Raw genomic sequence first — 22,341 nt, 5'->3', positions numbered from 1 at the left:
AGAGCAATGGGAGGGTAGGCTAACCTAACCACGTGTTGGTCGACAGTCCCCCCGAACCCCGCGCGGAAACCGCTCCCGCGCCGCCCGGCCGCCGCGTGCTCCGCGGTGCCGGGCTCGTCCTCTCCGTCGTCCTGCTGCTGGCCCTGATGGCCGTCAGCATCTCCGTGGGCGCCAAACAGCTCTCCATGGACCAGGTCTGGCACGGACTGTTCGAGGACTCGGGGACGTACGCCGATGTCGTCGTCGGCGAGCGGGTCTCGCGCACCCTGCTCGGGGTCCTCGCGGGCCTCGGGCTCGGTCTTTCCGGCGCGGTCCTGCAGGCCCTGACCCGCAATCCGCTGGCCGACCCCGGCCTGCTCGGCATCAACATGGGCGCGTCGGCCGCCGTGGTCACCGCCATCAGCTTCTTCGGCGTCACCTCGCTGAGCGGCTATGTGTGGTTCGCCTTCGCGGGCGCGGCGATCGTCGGGGTCCTGGTGTACGCGCTCGGCGGCACCCGCAGCGCGACGCCCGTGCGGCTCGCGCTCGCCGGAACCGCGCTGACCGCCGCGCTCGCCGGCTACCTCCAGGCCGTGATGATCACGGACAACGCCGCGCTCGACAAGATGCGTTTCTGGACGGTCGGGTCCCTGGCCTCCGCGAAGATGGAGACCATCCAGCAGGTCCTGCCGTTCCTCACCGTCGGGACCCTGCTCGCGCTCGGCCTGGCCCGGCCGCTCAACGCCGTGGCGATGGGCGACGACACCGCCCGCGCGCTCGGCGCCCGGCTGACCCGCACCCGCGCCCTGTCCATGGCCTCCGCGACGCTGCTGTGCGGCGCCGCGACCGCCGCCTGCGGGCCCATCGCGTTCGTCGGCCTGATGGTGCCGCACATGGTGCGCTCCTTCACCGGCCCCGACATGCGCTGGATCTTCCCCTACGCCGCCGTCCTCTCGCCCGTCCTGCTGCTCGGCGCCGACGTGCTCGGCCGGGTGATCTCGCGCCCCGCCGAGGTCCAGGTCGGCATCGTCACCGCGGCGATCGGCGCCCCGGTGTTCATCCTGCTCGTACGACGGCGGAGGACGGCCCAGCTGTGAAGGCGATACGTACCCGCGGCGGGCTCTCGGTCCGCCTCGACGTCCGCACGGCCGTCGTGGTGGTGACCCTCGCCCTCGCCGCACTCGTCGCGAGCGTCGTGCTCATCGGCACCGGCGACTTCGACATCCCGGCCGCCGACGTCATCCGCACCCTCCTGGGCAACGGCGACCCCGGCCAGGAGTTCATCATCAACGACCTGCGGCTGCCGCGGGTCGTGGTCGGGCTCCTGGTGGGCGCCTCCCTCGGCCTCGGCGGCGCGCTGTTCCAGTCCATCTCCCGCAACCCGCTGGGCAGCCCGGACGTCCTCGGCATCGGGCAGGGCTCGACCGCCGGCGCGCTCCTCATGATCGTGGTCTTCAGCGGCAGCGCGAGCCAGGTCGCGGGCGCCGCGCTGGTCGGCGGCCTGGTCACCGGCGCCGCGATGTACCTGCTCGCCTGGCGCCATGGCGTGCACGGCTACCGGCTCGTCCTCGTCGGCATCGGCATGAACGCCCTCGCCGTCGCCATCAACGGCTACCTGCTGACCAAGGCGGACTTCGTCGACGCGGCGCGCGCGGTCGTGTGGATGACGGGCTCGCTCAACGGCCGCGACTGGGACCAGGTCTGGCCGCTGCTCACGCTGTGCGCCGTGCTGCTTCCGCTGATCGTCATGCACGCGCGGCCGCTGCGGATGCTGGAGATGGGCGACGACACGGCGTACGCGCTCGGGGTGCCCGTCGAACGGACCCGCGTCGTCCTCATGGGCGCGGCCGTGCTGCTCACCGCGGCCGCGACCGCCGCCGCCGGGCCCGTCAGCTTCGTCGCCCTCACCGCGCCGCAGCTGGCCCGCCGCCTGACCCGCTCGCCGGGCCCGAACCTGGTGCCCGCCATGTGCATGGGCGCGACCCTGCTGATCGTCGCCGACTGGGCCTCCCAACGGGCCTTCGGCGCCGACCAACTGCCCGTCGGCGTCGTCACCGGCGTCCTCGGCGGTGTGTATCTGCTGTGGCTGCTCGTCACCGAGCGCAAGGCGGGGCGCATATGAGTGCCCGCTTGAGCGTGCGTGCCCGACGGGGCGTGCGTGACCGCCCGAGCGCCCGCCGCGGCCGCGCCCCCCGGCTGGCGCGCGCATGACGCCGCGGACCCGGACCTCGTACGAAGAACCCCACGACCAGGAGCGTGCCCCGTGAACCGGCTCATCGCCGACGACGTGACCATCGGCTACGACCAGCGTGTCATCGCGGAGAAGCTGTCCGTGGAGATCCCCGACAACTCCTTCACGGTGATCGTCGGTCCGAACGCCTGCGGCAAGTCGACGCTCCTGCGCGCCCTGTCCCGGATGCTCAAGCCCTCCGCCGGGCGGGTCCTCCTCGACGGTCAGACCATCCAGTCGCTGCCGGCCAAGCAGGTCGCGCGGACGCTCGGCCTGCTGCCGCAGTCGTCGATCGCCCCCGACGGCATCACGGTCGGCGACCTGGTGGCGCGCGGGCGCTACCCGCATCAGGGGCTGCTGCGGCAGTGGTCCAAGGAGGACGAGCGGATCGTGCGCGAGTCCATGGAGTCGACCGGCGTCGCCGAGCTGGGGGACAGGTACGTCGACGAACTCTCCGGCGGTCAGCGCCAGCGCGTGTGGATCGCCATGGCGCTCGCCCAGCAGACGCCGCTGCTGCTGCTCGACGAGCCGACCACGTTCCTCGACATCCAGCACCAGATCGACGTCCTCGACCTGTGCGCCGATCTGCACGAGGAGCAGGGGCGGACGCTGGTCGCCGTGCTGCACGACCTGAACCACGCCGCCCGGTACGCCACGCACCTCATCGCGCTGCGCGACGGCGAGGTGCTGGCCGAGGGGCCTCCTGGGGACATCGTTACCGCCGAGTTGGTGGCGGAGACCTTCGGGATCAAGTGCCAGGTGATTGATGATCCGGAGACGGGGACGCCGTTGGTGGTGCCTGCGGCGCGGAAGGCTCGCGTCAGCGCTTAGGCTCGCGTGGGCGCGTTGGAGTGGGTGTCTATGGGGGCTTCGCCCCCGTTCCCCCCTTTTTGCCGCTTCGCGGCTCGTCCTCAAGCGCCGGACGGGCTTTGTTCGTGGCTCGTGTTCATGTGTCGGGCGGGCTTTATAGGAGCTTTCGTAGGTGTAGGAGGTCTCTCAGGGCTGCCTCCAGTTTTACTCGGCCCGAGGCCCACGCCTTGGCGAAGTTCAGGTCGCCGGCGACCATCGCCACCAGGTCGTCGCCGGACATGGCGAGGCGGATCTGGGCCTTCTCGCGGGGCGGGCCGGGGTGCTCGTCGAGGACCTCGATCCGGCCGTTCTGCAGGCGGCCCGCGAGGGTGACGTCCAGGTCTCTGAGATGGCAGCTCAGGGTGCGGTCGAGTGCCGCGGCGCTGCGTACGTCGCCGTCCGCGGTCGCGAGATTGTCCGAGAGTTTGTCGAGTGCGCTGCGGCACTCCGCCATGGTCGCCATCGTGATCGACGGTACCGCAGAGCTTCGATGTAGCGTCGTGGCATGAGCGACTGGACGCCGGGCCGCGAGCCCGAGCTCACGGAGGCGGAGTACGAGATTCCGGCGGAGGCGGACGCCGATGTTCCGGTGGGCCGGGAGGCTGATGCTCCGATGCGTCCGGAGACTGGTGCTCCGGTGCGCCCGGACGCCGACGCCGCCCCCTCCGAGCCCGCGCCGCTGGAAGTCGTCCGTACTCCCACAGGGAACGCCGAGGTGGACGCCCAGCTCCAGCGTCTCGGCGACGCCGACCACCTCGCCACCGACGGCCACATCGAGGTGTACGAGGATGTGCACCGGGGCCTGCGTGACGCGCTGACCGCGCTGGACACACGCCCCGGGCCGCCCGCACCCTCGGGAGCGCCCGCACCGATCAACAACAGGAGCTGAACCGAACGTGGCAGGAGTGGCACGCCGCCGCCTCGACGCCGAGCTGGTCCGCAGGAAGCTCGCGCGCTCGCGCGAGCACGCAAGCCAGCTGATCGCCGCCGGTCGGGTGAGCGTCGGCAAGACCCTCGCGACCAAACCGGCCACGCAGGTGGAGACGGCCGCCGCGATCGTCGTCACCCAGGACGACGACGATCCCGACTACGTCTCGCGCGGCGGCCACAAGCTCGCCGGCGCCCTGCAGGCCTTCGTACCGGAAGGGCTCGCCGTCGAGGGACGGCGCGCCCTCGACGCGGGCGCGTCCACCGGCGGCTTCACCGATGTGCTGCTGCGCGCGGGAGTGGCGCACGTCGTCGCCGTCGACGTCGGCTACGGCCAGCTCGCCTGGTCGCTGCAGAGCGACGACCGGGTCACCGTCAAGGACCGTACGAACGTACGCGAGTTGACGCTCGATCTCATCGACGGCGAGCCCGTCGACCTGGTCGTCGGTGACCTGTCCTTCATCCCGCTGGGGCTCGTCCTGCCCGCCCTCGCGCGCTGCGCGGCGCCCGACGCGGACCTCGTCCTGATGGTGAAGCCGCAGTTCGAGGTCGGCAAGGAGCGCCTCGGCAGCGGAGGTGTGGTGCGCAGCGCGGAGCTGCGGGCCGAGGCCGTGCGGACCGTGGCACGGCAGGCGTGGGGGCTCGGCCTCGGGGTGCGCGGCGTGACCGCCAGCCCGCTGCCCGGGCCCTCCGGGAATGTCGAGTACTTTCTGTGGCTGCGCGCCGGGGCGCCGGAACTCGACCCGGCGGACGTCGACCGTGCCGTGGCGGAGGGGCCCCGTTGAGTCAGACCCGAGCTCGTACTGTTTTTCTCCTTGCCCACACCGGCAGGCCCGCGGCCATCCGCAGCGCCGAACTCGTCGTGCAGGGGCTGCTGCGCAGCGGCCTCGGCGTGCGGGTCCTTGAGGCGGAGGCGGCGGACCTGCCGCTGCCCGACGAGGTGGAGCTGGTCAAGGAGGCGACACCGGCGTGCCTCGACGCCTGCGAACTCCTCATCGTGCTCGGCGGTGACGGGACGCTGCTGCGCGGCGCGGAGTTCGCCCGCGCCTCCGGCGTGCCGATGCTCGGCGTGAACCTCGGCCGCGTCGGCTTCCTCGCCGAGGCCGAGCGGGACGACCTGGACAAGGTCGTCGACCGCGTCGTCACCAAGGCCTACGAGGTCGAGGAGCGCATGACCGTCGATGTCGTCGTGCACAGCAACGGCGACGTCGTGCACCGCGACTGGGCGCTCAACGAAGCCGCCGTGCAGAAGATGTCGGCCGAGCGGATGCTTGAGGTCGTCCTGGAGATCGACGGCCGTCCCGTGACCGGCTTCGGCTGCGACGGCATCGTGTGCGCGACGCCGACCGGCTCGACCGCGTATGCCTTCTCGGCGGGCGGGCCCGTGGTGTGGCCGGAGGTCGAGGCGCTGCTCATGGTGCCGATCAGCGCGCACGCCCTCTTCGCCAAGCCGCTGGTGACCTCGCCGGACTCCGTCCTCGCCGTCGAGGTCCAGCCGCACACGCCGCACGGGGTGCTGTGGTGCGACGGGCGGCGGACCGTCGAACTGCCCGCCGGGGCGCGCGTCGAGGTACGGCGGGGCGCTGTGCCGGTGCGGCTCGCACGGCTGCACCACGCGTCGTTCACCGACCGGCTGGTGGCCAAGTTCGCCCTGCCGGTTTCGGGGTGGCGGGGGGCGCCGCAGTAGCGCTTCGCTGGATGGGCGTGCTGATTCCCGCGGGGGGCCGGTGGGGGCTGGTCGCGTAGTTCCCCGCGCCCCTTACGGGGCACACCAGGGCCATGCCGCCCGCGGTCAGGTCGCGTTGACCGCGGTGATGGCCCGGCGCCGCAGCACCGCCATCACCGGCAGTCCAGTGGCACCGAGGGCAAGCAGCAGCGTGCCGACGGCTATGCCCGTCGGCACCGCCCAGGGCAGATACGGGACGGCCGAGCCGAAGGCGGTGCTGAGCATCGGGGCGAGGGTCGCAAGGGCGATCACACCGCCGATCAGCAGTGCCGTCCCGGCGACGACCACCGCCTCCCAGGCCGCCATCGCCCGCACCTGGCGGCGCTGGGAGCCCACGACCCGCAGCAGGGCCAGATCGCGGCGGCGCTCGAAGGAGATCATGGCGAGGGTGTTGGCCGAGGCTATGGCGGCGAAGCCCGCGTACAACGACGTGCCCATGTAGTCCATCCAGACCTCGCCCGTGCTGCCCGCGGAGCCGGTGTGGTGCTCGGCCGTCGTATGGATCGCGATCTTCGTGATGCCGAAGCCGACGACCAGGAGCAGCGGCACCACCGCCGCGGAGAAGCGGCGCGGCTGGGAACGGACGTTGAGCATCGCCAGGCGCGCCGCGCCGCCGCCCAGACGGCCCACGGCCGCCGAGACCAGCCAGGCCGCGGGCCCGATGAGCCGCGGGCCGAGGAGTCCCGCGCCCACGCAGAACAGGATGAGGACCAGGAACGCCCCCTCGCCCGCCTCGTCCGCGGGCTGCCGCGAGAGCAGCACCGACAGGACGACACCGCCCGCGACCGCGAGCAGCCCGAGCGGCGCCCGCAGCAGCCCGAGCCCGCGCCGCCCGGCCGCCGCCTCGTGCAGCGCGCGTGCGGGCCGCAGCAGGGAGAAGCGCAGTGAGGACAGCACCGCGGCCAGCGCCGAGGTGATCACGGCCACGCCCAGGCACACGGGCAGCGCGAGCCAGCTGAAGCGGAAGGGCACCTCGGCGGGGACCAGGCCGTGCGTCACCATGCCCCGGAACCACACGCGGGCCAGCACGCCGCCGAGCACGAAGCCGACCAGGGCTGCGGGCACGGACGCGGCCAGGGACTGGACGGCCACCGCGCGGCGGACCTGGCGGGGCCTGGCGCCGATGGAGCGGACAAGGGCAAGCTCGCGGTGCTGCTGGACCACGGCCGTGCCCATGGTCGACGCGACCACGAATATCGACATGTAGATGGAGCCGATCAGAAGCACGGTCGCCGTGTCGCCCACGCCGTTCTCCGTGAGCGTCGCGCGGGCCTCGCGCGAAAGGCCGTCCGTGCTCGTCGTGCGCAGCACCATCGTCGAGGCGCTCACGACGGTCGCCGCGAACAGTGCGGCGACGGCCGTGCCGATGAAGGCCGGGCGGTGCGCGCGCAGCGCAGCCCGTGCCAGTCCTGTACTCATATCGATCATGATCCTGCGGCGGGGAGGTCGCCCACCATGAAGGCGGCCGCAGAATCCCCCTGGGGAAAACCCCACCCCGGCGGGTGACAGGTGACGTTTTCGGTGCCTTCGCCACCTGCGCGTTCACGCAAGGACGCCAGGGCACGTCGCACAGCGGACTCCTGACCTCGTAAGGTCGTGTGCGTGTTGGAGGAGATGCGGATACGGTCGCTCGGAGTCATCGACGACGCGGTGGTCGAGCTGTCGCCCGGCTTCACCGCCGTGACCGGCGAGACCGGAGCGGGCAAGACGATGGTCGTCACGAGCCTCGGCCTGCTGCTCGGCGGGCGCGCCGACCCCGCCCTGGTGCGGATCGGCGCCAAGTCGGCGGTCGTGGAGGGGCGCATCAGCGTGCCCTCGGACGCCGCCGCGGCCGTGCGCGCCGAGGAGGCCGGGGCCGAACTCGACGACGGGGCGCTGCTCGTCAGCCGGACGATCTCCGCCGAGGGGCGCTCCCGCGCCCACCTCGGCGGGCGCTCGGTGCCGGTCGGCGTGCTGTCCGAGCTGGCCGACGACCTCATCGCCGTGCACGGGCAGAGCGACCAGCAGGGCCTGCTCAAGCCAGCCCGGCAGCGCGGCGCGCTCGACCGGTACGCGGGCGAGGCCGTGGCGGTGCCCCTCGACAAGTACTCCGCCGCGTACCGCAGGCTGCGGGCCGTCGCCACGGAGCTCGACGAGATCACCACGCGCGCCCGCGAGCGCGCCCAGGAAGCCGACATGCTCCGCTTCGGCCTGGAGGAGATCGCCGCCGTCGAACCCCGCGCGGGCGAGGACACCGAACTCGCCGCCGAGGCCGAGCGCCTGGGGCACGCCGAAGCGCTCGCCTCCGCCGCGACGCTCGCCCACGCCGCCCTCGCCGGGAACCCCGAGGACCCCGAGGGCGTGGACGCCACCACCCTCGTCGCGGGCGCCCATCGCGCCCTCGAAGCCGTCCGCTCCCACGATCCCGCCCTCGCCGTCCTCGCCGGGCGCATCGGTGAGATCGGCATCCTCCTGTCGGACGTCGCGGGCGAACTCGCCGGGTACGCCGACGACCTCGACGCCGATCCGCTGCGGCTCGCCGCCGTCGAGGAGCGGCGGGCCGCCCTGACGCAGCTCACCCGCAAGTACGGCGAGGACGTCGGGGCCGTGCTCGCCTGGGCCGAGGACGGGTCCGCGCGGCTCGTCGAGCTGGAGGGCGACGACGATCGGCTCGCCGGGCTCACCGCCGAACGGGACGCCCTGAGCGCCGAGCTGTCCGGGCTCGCCCGGGCCCTCACCGAGGCCCGCGTCGAGGCCGCCTCGCGGTTCGCCGCCGCCGTCACCGAGGAGCTGGCCTCGCTCGCCATGCCCCACGCGCGCGTGACCATCGACGTACGCCAGGTCGACGATCCCGACGGGGTCGAGATCGACGGCCGTACCGTCGCCTACGGGCCCGCCGGTGTCGACGAGGTCGAGCTGCTGCTCGCCCCGCACCCCGGCGCGCCGCCCCGGCCCATCGCCAAGGGGGCCTCCGGCGGTGAGCTGTCCCGCGTCATGCTCGCCGTCGAAGTCGTCTTCGCCGGTACGGATCCCGTGCCCACCTACCTCTTCGACGAGGTCGACGCCGGGGTCGGGGGCAAGGCCGCCGTCGAGATCGGGCGGCGGTTGGCGCGGCTCGCCAAGTCCGCGCAGGTCGTTGTCGTCACCCACCTTCCGCAGGTGGCGGCGTTCGCCGATCGGCAGCTTCTGGTCGAGAAGACCAACGACGGGTCCGTCACGCGGTCCGGGGTGCAGGTTCTCGAAGGGGAGGACCGGGTGCGGGAGCTGTCCCGGATGCTGGCCGGGCAGGAGGACTCCGAGACTGCTCGGGCGCATGCGGAGGAGCTCTTGGCCGCGGCTCGGGGGGATGGGTGAGGGTGGGGGCCCTGCGGGGCTTTCCCCGGTCCCGCCCCTTCCCGAACCCGGGGGCTGCGCCCCCGGGCCCCCGCTGATCGGCGCTTCGCGCCTCGTCCTCAAGCGCCGGACGGGCTGAAATCTTGCCGCACCGGCGACATGTGCAGCCCCTCGTGGGGGTCCCCCCTGCTCCTTGAGAGCCTGGGGGAGTTTGAGGAGCGGGGTCTGGGGCGGAGCCCCCCACGCGGCGGAGCCGCACATTGTCACAGCCGGGAAGGGGCGGGATTGGGGAGCCCCCGGCAAGGCCCCCGTACCCTCACCCCATGATCACCCCCTCCCGCCGCCGCACCGCCTTCCTCCTCGCCGCCACCGCCACCCGCGCCACCCTCAAGGCGCTGCGCACCCGCCCACCCGGCGACCCCACCCGCTGGCAGCGGACGAACTTCACGGGCCGGACCGTCGAGTTGCACGCGGGCCCCGCGGCCGTCGTGGGCGCCACCCTCGGGGCGGCGACGCTCGCTCCCCGGCCACGCGCGGCAGCGGGCCTCGCCGTGCTGGCGGCGGGGGCCTGCGGGGCGTACGACGACGTGGCGGGCGCGGGGGACCCCCGGCGCGGGTTCCGGGCGCATGTGGCCGCCTTGCGCGGGGGCGAAGTGACCAGCGGCGCCGTGAAGTTGTTCGGCGTCTCGGCCGCCGCGTTCGCCGCGGGCGCCCTGCTCAAGGAACGTCCCGTCGACAAGGTGCTCGCGGGCGTCGTCATCGCCGGTACCGCTCACTTCGTGAACCTCGTGGACGTACGGCCCGGCCGGGCCGCCACCACGGTGCTCACCCTCGGCGCGCCCGGCCTGCTGCGCGCGGGCCCGGGCGCCACGCTCGCCGCCGCGTCGATGGGCGCGGCGGCCGCCGTACTGCCCGACGACATGGCGCAGCGCACGATGATCGGCGACACGGGGGCGCACGCCCTCGGCGCGGCCCTGGGCGTGGCCATCGTCGCCGGCAACCGTCGCGCCGGTCTCGCCGCCCACGCGGCGGGACTGGTCGCCGCGGCTGTGTGCGGGGACACGGTGAGCAGGCTGGCCCGGTCCGGGTTCGCGCCGGAGGGGGAGCGGCTGCGGGCTGCTGAGTAACAGGGAAGAGGAAGGCGAGGCGGAGGGGGCGGACGAAGGGCTGCACGGAGGGGGCGGGTGAGGTGTCGGCCGAAGGGGCTGTACGGAGGGGCGGGTGAGGGGCTGGCCGAAGGGGCTGTACGGAGGGGCTGTACGGAGGGCCGGACGTAGAGGGTGGATGGAGGGCTGTACGGAGGGGCGGGTGAGGGGCTGGCCGAAGGGGCTGTACGGAGGGGCTGTACGGAGGGCCGGACGTAGAGGGTGGATGGAGGGCCGGGCGAAGGGGCGGGTGAGGGGCTGGCCGAAGGGGCTGTACGGAGGGGCCGGACGGAGGGCCGGACGTAGAGGGTGGATGGAGGGCCGGGCGAAGGGGCGGATAAGGGGCCGGCCGAAGGGGCTGCACGGAGGGGGCGGGTGAGGTGTCGGCCGAAGGGGCTGCGCGGAGGGGCGGATGAGGGGCCGGACGGAGGGCTGGACGTAGAGGGTGGATGGAGGGCCGGGCAAACCGGGTCGAGGGGCGGGTGAGGGGGCGGACAAGGGGTCGGACAAAGGGGTCGGACTAGGGGTGTCTGTCTGGGGTCCCGGGGTGTCGAAAGGCGGCCCCGTCCCCTCCTGCCGTGCCCAACTTCGGCAAAGGCTTTCCGCCGCGGCGTCCGGCTTGCGAAGATGCGGGGGCCGACAGGCCGTTGGCCTGGGGGGGCATTCGGTCGCGGACCCGGCGCTGGGCCCCGCGCCCGTGCTCACCCGAGTGGGTGATCCGGTGCGTGAAGTTGTCCGGCCCGACGCGGAAGGGACCTTTCAGCAGTGCCGGAACGGCCGTACGTACTGGCATTCTTGGCGCTGTGCGTGGGCGGGCCACCGACCGCCCGTACCGCTGGCGCCCACCCATCCCTCGGCGCGCCGCCCAGCCGCCGACCCGACCCAGGAGCCCCGGCCACGTGAGCCACGTGAGCACCCCCGCACCGCAAGGCCAGCCGCCGCTGCACACCGTGCAGGTCCTCGGCGGCGGCAGCGCGGGAAGCAGCGCGCACGTCAGGTCCCTGGCGACAGGGCTGGCCGCGCGCGGCGTGCGCGTCACCGTGTGCGCCCCCACCGAGGCCGAAGAGGCGTACGACTTCGCGGGCACCGGCGCCCGTCACGTCCCCGTGCCGCGCCGCAGCGACCCCGCGTCCGTCGCCGCCCTGCGGACCGCCTGCGCCGACGCCGACCTGGTGCACGCGCACGGGCTGCACGCCGCGCTGCGGGCCGCCATCGCCCTCACCGGCCGCCGTATCCCGCTCGTCGTCACCTGGCACACCCGCGCTCAGGCCTCGGGCGCCCGCGCCCACGTCCTGCGGGTCCTGGAGCGGCGCGTCGCCAGGGCCGCCGCCGTGGTCCTCGGCACCTCGTCCGACCTCGTCGTCCGGGCCCGCGGCCGGGGCGCCCGCGACGCCCGCCTCGCGCCGGTCGCCCTGCCCACGCCGCGCCGCGCCGAGCGCACGGACGGCGAACCCACCGGGCCCCGCCACAAGATCCGTGCCGAACTCGGCGCCGTCGACCGCCCCCTGCTCCTCGCCGTCGGCTCCCTGGAGGCCCACCGCGGCTACGACGTCCTCCTCGACGCCGCCCGCGCCTGGGCCGGACTCGCCCCGCTGCCGCTGCTCGTCGTCGCGGGCGAGGGGTCCGCGCGCGCCGCCTTCCAGGACCGCATCGACGCCGAAGGCCTGCCCGCCCGGCTCATCGGGCGCCGGGACGACGTACCGGAACTCCTCGCCGCCGCCGACCTCGTGGTGCTGCCCAGCGAGTGGGAGTCCCGCTCCCTGCTCGCCCAGGAGGCCCTGCACGCGCGCGTGCCGCTCGTCGCCACCGCCGTCGGCGGCATCCCCGAACTCGTCGGCGACGCCGCCGAACTCGTCCCGTACGGGGACGCCCGGGCCCTCTCCGACGCCGTCACCCGGCTCCTCGCCGACGACGCACGCCGCCAGGAACTGAAGGACCTGGGCACCGCCCAGGCCGCCACCTGGCCCACGGAGGACGAAACGGTCACTCAAGTGTTGAGCGTCTATGACGAGTTGACTCAGCCGATCAGTTCCTATTGATCAGCCGATCAGCTCTTGTTGGTCAGCCGATCGGATCTTGCTGGTCAATCGCTCGGAGGCGTCGGCGGCACGTGCCTGCGGGCCCGCAGTGCCAGGCTGAGGGCGAGTACCGTCTGCGGGTCGTCCAGGTCCGTGCCGAGGAGTTCGCCGATCCGGGCCAGGCGGTTGTAGAGGGTCTGGCGGTTGAGGTGGAGCTCGCGTGCCGTCTCCGCCTTGCGGCCCGCGTGCGCCAGGTAGGTCTGGAGGGTGGGGAGCAGGGGCGGCTTGGAGCGCTGGTCGTGGTCGCGCAGGGGGCCGATCGCGCGGTCCACGAACGCGGCGAGCGCGGTGCCGTCGTGCTGGTGCAGGCGCCACAGGAGCAGGTCGATGTCCAGGCGCCGCGCGTCGTACCAGGGCCTGTCCGGCAGCCCCTGCGCCGCCGTCGCCGTCTCCGCCGCGTGCCGCAGGCCCGACGCGGCCGCCGCCCAACCGCCCGCCACGCCGACCACCACGATCGGCGGCTGCGCCCCGGCCCGCCGCATGCCCGCCCGCTCGACCCCGGCCCGCAGCGCCGCCGCGACCCGGTCCGCGACCGTCGTGCGCTCGGGCTCCGCGCGCAGCCCGAGCAGGAGCGGAACCCTCCCCTCCACGGGGCGTACGCCGAGCAGGGCCGGCACTCCCACCGATGCGAGCTCCTCCGCGACGGCGCGCGCGAGGACCGCCCAACCGCCCCCGGTCGGCAGGCCGTCGGGGATCCGCATGACCACGGGGAGCAGTGGGCTCGACCCCGGCTTGAAGCCGAGGACGCGGGCCTGGGCGGGGGCGTCCTCGGCGGTGATGCGGCCCTCGGCGAGGTCGGTGAGGAAGTCGCCGCGGCCGCGGGCCGCCAGTTCCTCCTCCTGCCTCGCCTGCATCAGGACCACCGCGAGGCTGCCCGCGGCCCGCTCGGCGGCGATCCGGTGGACGGGAAGGAGCGTGGACTCCACGGCGAGCAGGACCAGGCGGGCCCGCACCGATCCGGCGCCGGGCCCGCCGCCGGGTACGTCCACGAGGACGGCGCCCGCCGGGGGCTCGGCCCGGTCCTCCGGGTGCCCCCGCAGCCCCTCCCAGACCTGGAGCGGGTCGGCGCACGCGCTGCCCGCCCCGGCGGCGTACAGGAGCTGGCCGTCCGCCGTCTCCAGGAACACCGGGTTGCCGCTGAACTCGGCGAGGACGGAGAGCACTTGGGGGATGCCGCCGCCGGAGAGCAGCGCTCCGGTGCAGCGGCGGTGCACCTCCTCGGCGCGGCGCAGGAGTGCGTAGTGGCCGTTGACGATCTCCGTGTGCACCTCTTCGGTGACCGTCACGAAGGGCACCTCGCGGTGCAGCTGGACCAGGGGGAGACCGGCCGCGCGGGCTGTGTCGACGAGTGCGGCGGGCAGGCGGGCGAAGCGCGGGCCCAGCTCGACGACCAGGGCCGCGATGCCGCGCTCGGCGAGGTCGCGGACGAAGGCGCGCTGCTCGGCCGGGCGGGAGCCGAGGCCGAGCCCCGTGGTCAGCAGGAGTTCGCCGCCCTTGAGGAGCGAGGCGATGTTCGGCACCTCGCCCGCGTGCACCCAGCGCACCGTGCGGCCCAGCCGGTCGGCGCCCGCGACGATCTCGGGGAGACCGCCGCGCAGACCGGGGAGTTCCAGCGCCCGCTGTACGGTGATGCCGCCCTGAGTGTCCTGACTGTCCATGGGGCGGACGCTACCTGACCAGGCCCGGTGGGCCGTCGCCGTGCGGACGGCGGGGGTCCGCACGGCGGGTGGGTGTCCTGGCCGCCGGGACTCGGCGGGGCCGCCCCCGCCCTCGTACGACCCGGTGCTAGCCCCCGTACGCCCCCGAAGCCGTCAGCCGCAGTGCCGTGTCGATGAGCGGCACGTGGCTGAACGCCTGGGGGAAGTTGCCGACCTGGCGCTGCAGGCGCGGGTCCCACTCCTCGGCGAGCAGACCGAGGTCGTTGCGCAGGGCGAGCAGGCGCTCGAAGAGCTTGCGGGCCTCGTCGACGCGGCCGATCATCGCCAGGTCGTCGGCCATCCAGAACGAGCAGGCGAGGAACGCGCCCTCGTCGCCCTCCAGGCCGTCCACGCCCGCGTCGTCGCCGGAGGTCGGATAGCGCAGGATGAAGCCGTCCGGCGTGGACAGCTCGCGCTGGATGGCCTCGATGGTGCCGATGACGCGCTTGTCGTCGGGCGGCAGGAAGCCGACCTGCGGGATCAGGAGCAGCGAGGCGTCCAGCTCCTTGGAGCCGTACGACTGGGTGAAGGTGTTGCGCTCCTTGTCGTAGCCCCGCTCGCAGACGTCCCGGTGGATGTCGTCGCGCAGGTCGCGCCAGCGCTCCAGGGGGCCGTCTGCGTCGCCGGACTCGATGAGCTTGATGGTGCGGTCGACGGCGACCCAGGCCATCACCTTGGAGTGCACGAAGTGGCGGCGCGGTCCGCGCACCTCCCAGATGCCCTCGTCGGGCTGGTCCCAGTGCGTCTCCAGATAGCGGATCAGCTTGAGCTGGAGCAGGGAGGCGTAGTCGTTGCGGGCGAGGCCGGTCATGTGGGCGAGGTGCAGGGCCTCGGTGACTTCTCCGTAGACATCGAGCTGGAGTTGGTGGGCCGCGCCGTTGCCCGCGCGGACGGGCGCCGAGTTCTCGTACCCGGGAAGCCAGTCGAGCTCCGCCTCGCCCAGCTCGCGCTCGCCCGCGATGCCGTACATGATCTGCAGGTTCTCGGGGTCGCCCGCGACCGCGCGGAGCAGCCACTCGCGCCAGGCGCGGGCCTCCTCGCGATAGCCGGTGCGCAGCAGCGAGGAGAGCGTGATGGCGGCGTCGCGCAGCCACGTGAAGCGGTAGTCCCAGTTGCGGGAGCCGCCGATGTCCTCCGGCAGGGAGGTGGTGGGCGCGGCGACGATGCCGCCCGTGGGGGCGTACGTCAGTGCCTTGAGGGTGATGAGGGAGCGGACCACGGCCTCGCGGTAGGGCCCGTGGTACGTGCACTGGGCCACCCAGTCGCGCCAGAACTCCTCCGTCGCCGTGAGCGCGGCCTCCGGCTCGGGGTGGGCGGGCTGGCCCTTGTGCGAGGGCTGCCAGGAGATGGTGAAGGCGATCCGGTCGCCGGGGGCGACGGTGAAGTCCGAGTACGTCGTGAGGTCCTTGCCGAAGGTCTCGGCGGTGGTGTCGAGCCACACCGAGTCCGGCCCGGCGACGGCCACCGTGCGCCCGTCGACCTTGTGCACCCACGGCACCACGCGGCCGTAGCTGAAACGCATCCGCAGGGCGGAGCGCATCGGCACTCGGCCGCTGACGCCCTCCACGATCCGCACCAGCTGCGGGGCGTCGGAGTCGCGCGGCGGCATGAAGTCCGTGACCCGGACCGTGCCGCGCGGGGTGTCCCACTCGGACTCCAGGATCAGGGAGTCGCCGCGGTACGTACGCCGGGTCGACGGTGCGGGCCCTGTGCCCGGACCGTGGGCGGGACCCAGCCGCCAGAAGCCGTGCTCCTCCGTGCCGAGCAGGCCGGCGAAGACGGCGTGGGAGTCGAAGCGGGGCAGACACAGCCAGTCGACCGTGCCGTCCCGGCAGACCAGCGCGGCGGTCTGCATGTCTCCGATCAGTGCGTAATCCTCGATGCGCCCGGCCACGTGCATCCCCATTCAAACGGCCACGTTCGCCCGCTCACGGGGCGCTCGTTCTACGGTCAAGGGTTCGCTGTAAAACGAACTGCCGGGCCCGAAGGTTTCCAGTGATGTCCAGAAGTGCCGACGGGGGATGGTTCAGCCCGTGCGCACGGCTCGGCAGCGAGTGTCCGAGCAACATACATCGACGCCCCGGATATCTGCCCGCTCGTCCCGCCAACGTGACTACGCCGAACGAGTTCCGGGTGAAAGCGGTGCCCGTCCCGTACCCGTCCGGTGTTCGAGCGGTGAAGATCATGTACGCGATGTGAAAGCGCGTGTCAAGACGTGGCCGGAAGCAGTCCCCGTCTGTCGCTGATACCCTGGTAGCCCGTGAGCCGGTGGTCCTAGAACCCCCGAACCGCAGCGACGGCCCCTCCCTCCGACCAGGAGCGGACGCCGGTACGCACCTCCAGACCGCGACGCACGGGAGCCCCCTGTTGGCCATGCCACCCACATCCACGACGACCAAGCACATCTTCGTCACCGGGGGTGTCGCCTCCTCCCTCGGCAAGGGCCTGACGGCCTCCAGCCTGGGTGCGCTCCTCAAGGCCCGGGGCCTGCGCGTCACGATGCAGAAGCTCGACCCGTACCTGAACGTCGACCCCGGCACGATGAACCCCTTCCAGCACGGCGAGGTGTTCGTCACCAACGACGGCGCCGAGACCGACCTGGACATCGGCCACTACGAGCGCTTCCTCGACGTCGACCTCGACGGCTCGGCCAACGTCACCACCGGCCAGGTCTACTCCCAGGTGATCGCCAAGGAGCGCCGCGGTGAGTACCTGGGCGACACCGTGCAGGTCATCCCGCACATCACCAACGAGATCAAGCACCGCATCCGCCGCATGGCGACCGACGACGTCGACGTCGTCATCACCGAGGTCGGCGGCACCGTCGGCGACATCGAGTCGCTGCCGTTCCTGGAGACCGTCCGCCAGGTCCGCCACGAGGTCGGCCGCGACAACGTCTTCGTCGTGCACATCTCGCTGCTGCCCTACATCGGCCCCTCCGGCGAGCTGAAGACCAAGCCGACCCAGCACTCCGTCGCCGCCCTGCGCAACATCGGTATCCAGCCCGACGCGATCGTGCTGCGCGCCGACCGCGACGTGCCGACCGCCATCAAGCGCAAGATCTCGCTGATGTGCGACGTCGACGAGGCCGCGGTCGTCGCCGCCATCGACGCCAAGTCGATCTACGACATCCCGAAGGTCCTGCACACCGAGGGCCTGGACGCCTATGTCGTCCGCAAGCTGGACCTGCCGTTCCGCGATGTGAACTGGACGCAGTGGGAGGACCTGCTCGACCGGGTCCACAACCCCGACCACGAGGTCGCCATCGCGCTGGTCGGCAAGTACATCGACCTGCCCGACGCCTACCTCTCGGTGACCGAGGCGCTGCGCGCCGGCGGCTTCGCCAACAAGGCCCGCGTCAAGATCAAGTGGGTCACGTCCGACGACTGCAAGAGCCCGGCGGGCGCCGCCAAGCAGCTCGGCGACGTCGACGCGATCTGCATCCCCGGCGGCTTCGGCGACCGCGGTGTGTCCGGCAAGGTCGGCGCGATCCAGTTCGCCCGCGAGAACAAGATCCCGCTGCTCGGCCTCTGCCTCGGCCTGCAGTGCATCGTGATCGAGGCGGCCCGCAACCTCGCGGACATCCCCGACGCCAACTCCACCGAGTTCGACTCCGCCACCTCCCACCCGGTCATCTCCACCATGGCCGAGCAACTCGACATCGTCGCGGGCGAGGGCGACATGGGCGGCACCATGCGGCTCGGCATGTACCCGGCCAAGCTCGCCGAGGGCTCCATCGTGCGCGAGGTGTACGACGGCAAGGAGTACGTCGAGGAGCGCCACCGCCACCGCTACGAGGTGAACAACGCCTACCGCGCCGATCTGGAGAAGCAGGCGGGCATCCTCTTCTCCGGCACCTCGCCCGACGGCAAGCTCGTCGAGTACGTCGAGTACCCGCGCGAGGTCCACCCGTACCTGGTCGCGACCCAGGCCCACCCGGAGCTGCGCTCGCGTCCGACCCGGCCGCACCCGCTCTTCGCGGGCCTGGTGAAGGCCGCCGTCCAGCGCCAGCAGGCCGCGGGCAAGTAGCGGCGGGATACGGTTGCCGGGGTGCGCGCCTGCGGGCGCGCACCCCGGTTTCTGTTTGGTTTGCACGTGGGAGGACAGCGCGACATGACGATCAAGGACACCGCCGAGGAGTGGCAGGTCACGGCGAGCGAGACCCCGTTCGTCGGCAACAAGACCTCGGTGCGCACCGACGACGTCGTCATGCCGGACGGGACGGTGGTCCGCCGCGACTACCAGGTCCACCCCGGCTCGGTCGCCGTCCTCGCGCTCGACGACGAGGACCGCGTCCTGGTCATCCGCCAGTACCGTCACCCCGTGCGCCACAAGCTCTGGGAGATCCCCGCGGGGCTGCTCGACGTCCCCGGCGAGAACCCGCTGCACGCCGCCCAGCGCGAGCTGTACGAAGAGGCCCACGTCAAGGCCGAGGACTGGCGTGTGCTCACCGACGTGTACACCACGCCCGGCGGCTGCGACGAGGCCGTGCGCGTGTTCCTCGCCCGTGGCCTCTCCGAGGCCGAGGGCGAGCGCTTCGAGGTCTCCGAGGAGGAGTCCGACATGGAGCTGGCGCGGGTGCCCCTCGCGGACCTGGTACGCGGCGTGCTCGCCGGCGAGCTGCACAACAACTGCCTCGTCGTGGGCGCCCTGTCGCTCACCGCGGCGCTCCAGGGCGACGGCGTGGACTCCCTGCGTCCGGCCGACGCGCCGTGGCCCGCACGGCCGTTCGAGGCCTGAGCGGCGAGCGCCTCCGGCGCCCCTCGTCCCCCGTCCGGCGGCGCGCGGTCTGACGATCTCCTGATCCGATCGGGCGACTTGTGGGCCCCGTGCGGCCCGGAACGCGGCAGGGCCTGAACTAGGCTCTGAAAGCGTCCCGACCGGAGTCCCGGCGGGTTCGTGCGCAGGCGGACGGGAGCGTTACCCGTGACGGATCAGGCGGTCGACACGGACGGTTCGGCGCGTGGCGCGCCCTCGCCCAGCGGCGCGGCGGCCCCCGCGGACGGCAGCCGATTCGTCGGCCGCCACCGGGAGTTGAAGGAGCTCCGCGCCGACATCGACCGCGCCGGGCTCGACACCCTCGCCGGCCGCAAGGCGCCCCGCGCCCGCGTCCTGCTCGTCGCGGGGCGCCCCGGATCCGGCCGCACCGCCCTCGCCGAGGAACTCGCCCGGCAGCTCGCCGACGCCTACCCCGACGGCGTCCTGCGCGCCCGCCTCACCGACCCCGACGGCGCCGCCGTCCCCACCGAGCGCACCGCCCGCGAGCTGCTCGACGCGCTCGGCGCCCCCGCGCCCGCCGGGGCGGACGAGGACGACCTCGCCGGAGCCCTGCGGGACGCGCTCGACGGCCGCCGCGCCCTGCTCCTGCTCGACGACGTGACCGACGGCGAGGGCGGCGCGCAGGTCGACCCGCTGCTCCCGGACACCCCCGACTGCCTGGTCCTCGCCGTGTCCGCGGGCCCGCTCACCGGCATCCCGGACGTCCGCCCCTGCACCCTGGGCGGCCTGGACACCAAGGCCGCCCTCGACCTGCTCGCCCGCAGCGCCGGTTCGGTGCGCATCACCGTCGACCCGCGCTCCGCGGAGAGCCTGGTCGAGGCGTGCGGCGGGAATCCGGCGGCGCTCGTCATCGCGGGCGGCTGGCTCGCGGCCCGCCCCAAGGCCGCTGTCGCCGACCTCGCCAAGCAGGTCAGGGACTGCCCCGAGGAGGGCGCCGCGGACTCCGGCCTTGCCCGGGTCTTCCAGCACACCTATGCCGCGCTGCCCGCGCCCGCCGCCCGGATACTGCGACTGCTGAGCCTCGCCCCCGCCGGGTACGTCGACCCGCACACCGCGTCGGCGCTCGCGGGCTGTTCGGTGTCCGCGGCCTGCGCCACGCTCGACGACTTCGTCGCGCTCGGCCTGCTGCGGGCGGTGGCGTCGCCGCTGCCGCAGTACGAGGTGCCGGGGTGTCTGGTGCCGCTCCTGCGGGAGTTGACGCAGACTCAGGACCGGCCGGGGGAGGTGCAGTTGGCGCGGGCCCGGATGCTGGAGCGGACCGTGCGGCTGCTCCAGTCCTGCCGGGCGGTCACCGAGCCCGACGGCTCGGCGGCGCGCAAGAGACTCGCCGGGCTGCCCCGGGCGCTGCGCTTCCCGACCCCGCGCGCCGCCGCCGAGTGGCTGCGGATCCGGCAGCCGGCGCTGCTCGCCGCGGCCCGGCTCGCGGTCGCGGACGGCGATCTCGACACCCTCGCCCGCCGTCTGATGGCCGCCCTCGCCCGCGCCCTGGTCGCGCACCGGGGCACGCGGGACGCGGCGCCCGAGCTGTACGCCATCCACCAGCTCGTCCTCGGTGTGGCCGAGCGCCGCGACCTGCCGCGGGAGCAGGCCGCCGCGCTCCTGAACCTCGCCGACCTGGACGCGCAGACAGGGCGGACGCACGAGGCCCTGGCCCGCTACCGCGCCGCCCTCGACCACGGCCGGGCCGCCGGGGACCCGTACGCGACCGGCCGCGCGATGGAATCCGTAGGCGGTGCCTACCAGGAGCTGGGGGACTGGGCGCGGGCCGCCGACTGGTACGGCAGGGCCCTCGCGCAGCGCCTGGCCCGCGACGAGCGCGCCGACGCCGCCCGGCTGTACGGCCGCATCGCCACCACCCACACCTACGCGGGCCGCTACGGCGAGGCCCTGCGCAACTGGCGCTCGGCCGTCGCGGGCCTGCGCAAGATCGGCGACGTCGCGGGCCGGGCGCGGGCGCTGAGCGAGATGGCGCGCGTCCAGGAGTACGCGGGGCGGCCCGAGGAGTCCCTGCGCACCTGCCAGGAGGCGGCCGAATGGGCGCGCGAGGCGGCGGACGTACGCCTCCAGGCGGCGCTGCAGGTGCGGCTCGCGGACACCCTGGAGCGCCTAGGCGATCCGACCGCCGCCGGGCTGCACCGGGCGGCCGCCGAGCGCATGCTGGGAAGTGAGTTTCCCGAGGTCGCAGGGCCTGCGCCCAAGCATCGGGAAGAACATCACAATGAAGATGGACCACCGGCCTCCGCCTACGAAATCCGTAGTGCATCCGGCCAAGATTGAAGCTTTGAAAGGCTGGACAGCGGGAAATCCTTCATTAGACTGGCTCCGCCGCGTGCTTCGTGGTGTCTTCCGATGCGCTCATTTGCGTACCGGTATGTACTCCATTGTCCGAACCCCCCCCTCAGAGCCAAGGACCGTGATCGACGTGAAGGTCGGCATCCCCCGCGAGGTCAAGAACAACGAGTTCCGGGTGGCCATCACCCCCGCCGGCGTGCACGAGCTGGTGCGCCACGGCCACCAGGTCGTCATCGAGCGCGACGCCGGTGTCGGCTCCTCGATCACGGACGGCGAGTACGTCGCCGCCGGCGCCGAGATCCTGGAGACCGCCGACGAGGTGTGGGCCACGGCCGACCTGCTCCTGAAGGTCAAGGAGCCGATCGCCGAGGAGTACCACCGTCTCCGCAAGGACCAGACGCTCTTCACCTACCTGCACCTGGCCGCCTCCAAGGAGTGCACGGACGCCCTCCTGGAGTCCGGCACCACCGCCATCGCGTACGAGACGGTGGAGCTGCCCAGCCGCGCCCTGCCGCTGCTCGCCCCGATGTCCGAGGTCGCGGGCCGCCTGGCCCCGCAGGTCGGCGCCTACCACCTGATGCGCGCCAACGGCGGCCGCGGTGTGCTGCCCGGTGGTGTCCCGGGCGTGGCCGCGGGCAAGGCCGTCGTCATCGGCGGTGGCGTCTCCGGCTGGAACGCCGCGCAGATCGCCATCGGCATGGGCTTCCACGTGACCCTGCTCGACCGCGACATCAACAAGCTCAAGGAAGCCGACAAGATCTTCGGCACGAAGATCCAGACCGTCGTCTCCAACTCCTTCGAGCTGGAGAAGGCCTGTCTGGAGGCCGACCTCGTCATCGGCGCCGTGCTCATCCCTGGTGCCAAGGCCCCCAAGCTCGTCACCAACGAGCTGGTGTCGCGGATGAAGCCCGGAAGTGTCCTTGTCGACATCGCGATCGACCAGGGCGGCTGCTTCGAGGACTCGCGTCCCACCACGCACGCCGAGCCGACCTTCCCGGTCCACGACTCGGTCTTCTACTGCGTCGCCAACATGCCCGGCGCGGTGCCCAACACCTCCACGTACGCCCTGACCAACGCCACGATGCCGTACATCGTCGAGCTGGCGAACCGGGGCTGGGTCGAGGCCCTGCGCCGCGACCCCGCGCTCGCCCTGGGCCTCAACACCCATGACGGCAAGGTCGTTTACAAGGAGGTCGCCGAGGCGCACGGTCTCGAGCACGTCGAGATCGAGTCGCTGCTCGGCTGACCGCCACGCCGACCACGGCTTTTCCGTCGACTCGGGTCAACGGAAGTCGTCAATCTCACGCCCGCGGCCGGACCTTGTGAG

The 22,341-nt window shown here is 73.2% G+C and carries 17 protein-coding genes; 13 read left to right on the top strand and 4 right to left on the bottom strand.

Going from position 1 to position 22,341, the window contains the following annotated elements; genetic code table 11:
- The first annotated feature begins 32 nt into the window (after positions 1-32).
- The 3 genes from ACZ6BG_RS27510 (at position 33) to ACZ6BG_RS27500 (ending at position 3,040) form a co-directional block, all read left to right on the top strand.
- Positions 33-1,076: a FecCD family ABC transporter permease gene (locus ACZ6BG_RS27510; protein ID WP_469006164.1), complete on the top strand. Its 1,044-nt coding sequence runs from the start codon at positions 33-35 to the stop codon at positions 1,074-1,076.
- The gene (locus tag ACZ6BG_RS27505) at positions 1,073-2,101 is read left to right on the top strand and encodes a FecCD family ABC transporter permease (RefSeq protein ID WP_469006162.1); all 1,029 of its coding nucleotides are present in this window, start codon (positions 1,073-1,075) and stop codon (positions 2,099-2,101) included. Before ACZ6BG_RS27510 ends, ACZ6BG_RS27505 begins: the two co-directional genes overlap by 4 nt.
- A 141-nt stretch (positions 2,102-2,242) precedes the next feature.
- A complete protein-coding gene (locus ACZ6BG_RS27500; protein ID WP_469006161.1) occupies positions 2,243-3,040 on the top strand; it encodes an ABC transporter ATP-binding protein in 798 nt (265 codons plus the stop codon).
- 133 nt (positions 3,041-3,173) lie between these two features.
- Here the strand turns inward: ACZ6BG_RS27500 and ACZ6BG_RS27495 are convergent, their stop codons facing one another.
- On the bottom strand, positions 3,174-3,521 hold the full coding sequence (locus ACZ6BG_RS27495) for an SCP2 sterol-binding domain-containing protein (protein WP_469006159.1): 348 nt from the start codon (positions 3,519-3,521) through the stop codon (positions 3,174-3,176).
- Between the two features lie 42 nt (positions 3,522-3,563).
- On the opposite strand from ACZ6BG_RS27495, the gene ACZ6BG_RS27490 reads away from it, so the two are divergent.
- The 3 genes from ACZ6BG_RS27490 to ACZ6BG_RS27480 are packed head-to-tail and all read left to right on the top strand — an operon-like array spanning position 3,564 to position 5,672.
- Positions 3,564-3,947, top strand: coding sequence for a hypothetical protein (locus ACZ6BG_RS27490; RefSeq protein WP_469006157.1), 384 nt, complete (start codon positions 3,564-3,566; stop codon positions 3,945-3,947).
- 7 nt (positions 3,948-3,954) lie between these two features.
- Positions 3,955-4,770, top strand: a complete 816-nt coding sequence (locus ACZ6BG_RS27485) for a TlyA family RNA methyltransferase (protein ID WP_468480605.1) — start codon at positions 3,955-3,957, stop codon at positions 4,768-4,770.
- Entirely contained in the window at positions 4,767-5,672 is a 906-nt protein-coding gene (locus tag ACZ6BG_RS27480; RefSeq protein WP_190119106.1) for an NAD kinase, read from the top strand. Before ACZ6BG_RS27485 ends, ACZ6BG_RS27480 begins: the two co-directional genes overlap by 4 nt.
- 105 nt (positions 5,673-5,777) lie before the next feature.
- On the opposite strand, the gene ACZ6BG_RS27475 is transcribed toward ACZ6BG_RS27480, so the two are convergent.
- Positions 5,778-7,130, bottom strand: coding sequence for an FtsX-like permease family protein (locus ACZ6BG_RS27475; protein WP_469006154.1), 1,353 nt, complete (start codon positions 7,128-7,130; stop codon positions 5,778-5,780).
- A 195-nt stretch (positions 7,131-7,325) separates the two neighbouring features.
- Here ACZ6BG_RS27475 and recN point away from each other — a divergent pair, with 195 nt between their 5' ends.
- The 3 genes from recN (at position 7,326) to ACZ6BG_RS27460 (ending at position 12,207) form a co-directional block, all read left to right on the top strand.
- Entirely contained in the window at positions 7,326-9,044 is a 1,719-nt protein-coding gene (gene recN, locus ACZ6BG_RS27470; RefSeq protein WP_469006235.1) for a DNA repair protein RecN, read from the top strand.
- Between the two features lie 302 nt (positions 9,045-9,346).
- Complete coding sequence (locus ACZ6BG_RS27465) at positions 9,347-10,150, top strand: hypothetical protein (protein ID WP_469006152.1); 804 nt, start codon at positions 9,347-9,349, stop codon at positions 10,148-10,150.
- Between the two features lie 917 nt (positions 10,151-11,067).
- Positions 11,068-12,207 (top strand): glycosyltransferase family 4 protein, encoded by a 1,140-nt coding sequence (locus tag ACZ6BG_RS27460; protein WP_469006150.1) that lies wholly within the window; start codon positions 11,068-11,070, stop codon positions 12,205-12,207.
- Positions 12,208-12,251: 44 nt separating this feature from the next.
- Here ACZ6BG_RS27460 and ACZ6BG_RS27455 read toward each other — a convergent pair whose 3' ends face one another.
- Both ACZ6BG_RS27455 and ACZ6BG_RS27450 read right to left on the bottom strand, forming a co-directional pair.
- Complete coding sequence (locus ACZ6BG_RS27455) at positions 12,252-13,904, bottom strand: PucR family transcriptional regulator (protein ID WP_469006147.1); 1,653 nt, start codon at positions 13,902-13,904, stop codon at positions 12,252-12,254.
- 127 nt (positions 13,905-14,031) lie between these two features.
- Complete coding sequence (locus ACZ6BG_RS27450) at positions 14,032-15,843, bottom strand: glycoside hydrolase family 15 protein (RefSeq protein ID WP_469006232.1); 1,812 nt, start codon at positions 15,841-15,843, stop codon at positions 14,032-14,034.
- A gap of 473 nt (positions 15,844-16,316) precedes the next feature.
- Between ACZ6BG_RS27450 and ACZ6BG_RS27445 the strand changes: the two genes are divergently transcribed.
- From ACZ6BG_RS27445 to ald, 4 genes are all read left to right on the top strand, one after another.
- Positions 16,317-17,972, top strand: a complete 1,656-nt coding sequence (locus ACZ6BG_RS27445) for a CTP synthase (protein WP_469006145.1) — start codon at positions 16,317-16,319, stop codon at positions 17,970-17,972.
- Between the two features lie 84 nt (positions 17,973-18,056).
- Complete coding sequence (locus ACZ6BG_RS27440; protein ID WP_469006143.1) at positions 18,057-18,683, top strand: NUDIX domain-containing protein; 627 nt, start codon at positions 18,057-18,059, stop codon at positions 18,681-18,683.
- A gap of 186 nt (positions 18,684-18,869) precedes the next feature.
- Complete coding sequence (locus ACZ6BG_RS27435) at positions 18,870-20,999, top strand: tetratricopeptide repeat protein (RefSeq protein ID WP_469006141.1); 2,130 nt, start codon at positions 18,870-18,872, stop codon at positions 20,997-20,999.
- 136 nt (positions 21,000-21,135) lie between these two features.
- Complete coding sequence (gene ald, locus ACZ6BG_RS27430; protein ID WP_469006138.1) at positions 21,136-22,260, top strand: alanine dehydrogenase; 1,125 nt, start codon at positions 21,136-21,138, stop codon at positions 22,258-22,260.
- Positions 22,261-22,341 lie beyond the last annotated feature (81 nt).

This window comes from Streptomyces sp. NPDC041205, from assembly GCF_055591765.1.
Note: the sequence above shows the minus strand (reverse complement) of the source record. Positions and strands in the feature narration are given on the sequence as shown.

What these genes read in the sequence shown, in the direction of transcription:
- recN (WP_469006235.1), top strand. Translation starts at nt 7,326, where the DNA reads ATGCGGATACGGTCGCTCGGAGTCATCGACGACGCGGTGGTCGAGCTG.
- ACZ6BG_RS27490 (WP_469006157.1), top strand. Translation starts at nt 3,564, where the DNA reads ATGAGCGACTGGACGCCGGGCCGCGAGCCCGAGCTCACGGAGGCGGAG.
- ACZ6BG_RS27495 (WP_469006159.1), bottom strand. Translation starts at nt 3,521, where the DNA reads ATGGCGACCATGGCGGAGTGCCGCAGCGCACTCGACAAACTCTCGGAC.
- ACZ6BG_RS27455 (WP_469006147.1), bottom strand. Translation starts at nt 13,904, where the DNA reads ATGGACAGTCAGGACACTCAGGGCGGCATCACCGTACAGCGGGCGCTG.
- ACZ6BG_RS27465 (WP_469006152.1), top strand. Translation starts at nt 9,347, where the DNA reads ATGATCACCCCCTCCCGCCGCCGCACCGCCTTCCTCCTCGCCGCCACC.
- ACZ6BG_RS27445 (WP_469006145.1), top strand. Translation starts at nt 16,317, where the DNA reads ATGCCACCCACATCCACGACGACCAAGCACATCTTCGTCACCGGGGGT.
- ACZ6BG_RS27440 (WP_469006143.1), top strand. Translation starts at nt 18,057, where the DNA reads ATGACGATCAAGGACACCGCCGAGGAGTGGCAGGTCACGGCGAGCGAG.
- ACZ6BG_RS27450 (WP_469006232.1), bottom strand. Translation starts at nt 15,843, where the DNA reads ATGCACGTGGCCGGGCGCATCGAGGATTACGCACTGATCGGAGACATG.
- ACZ6BG_RS27475 (WP_469006154.1), bottom strand. Translation starts at nt 7,130, where the DNA reads ATGAGTACAGGACTGGCACGGGCTGCGCTGCGCGCGCACCGCCCGGCC.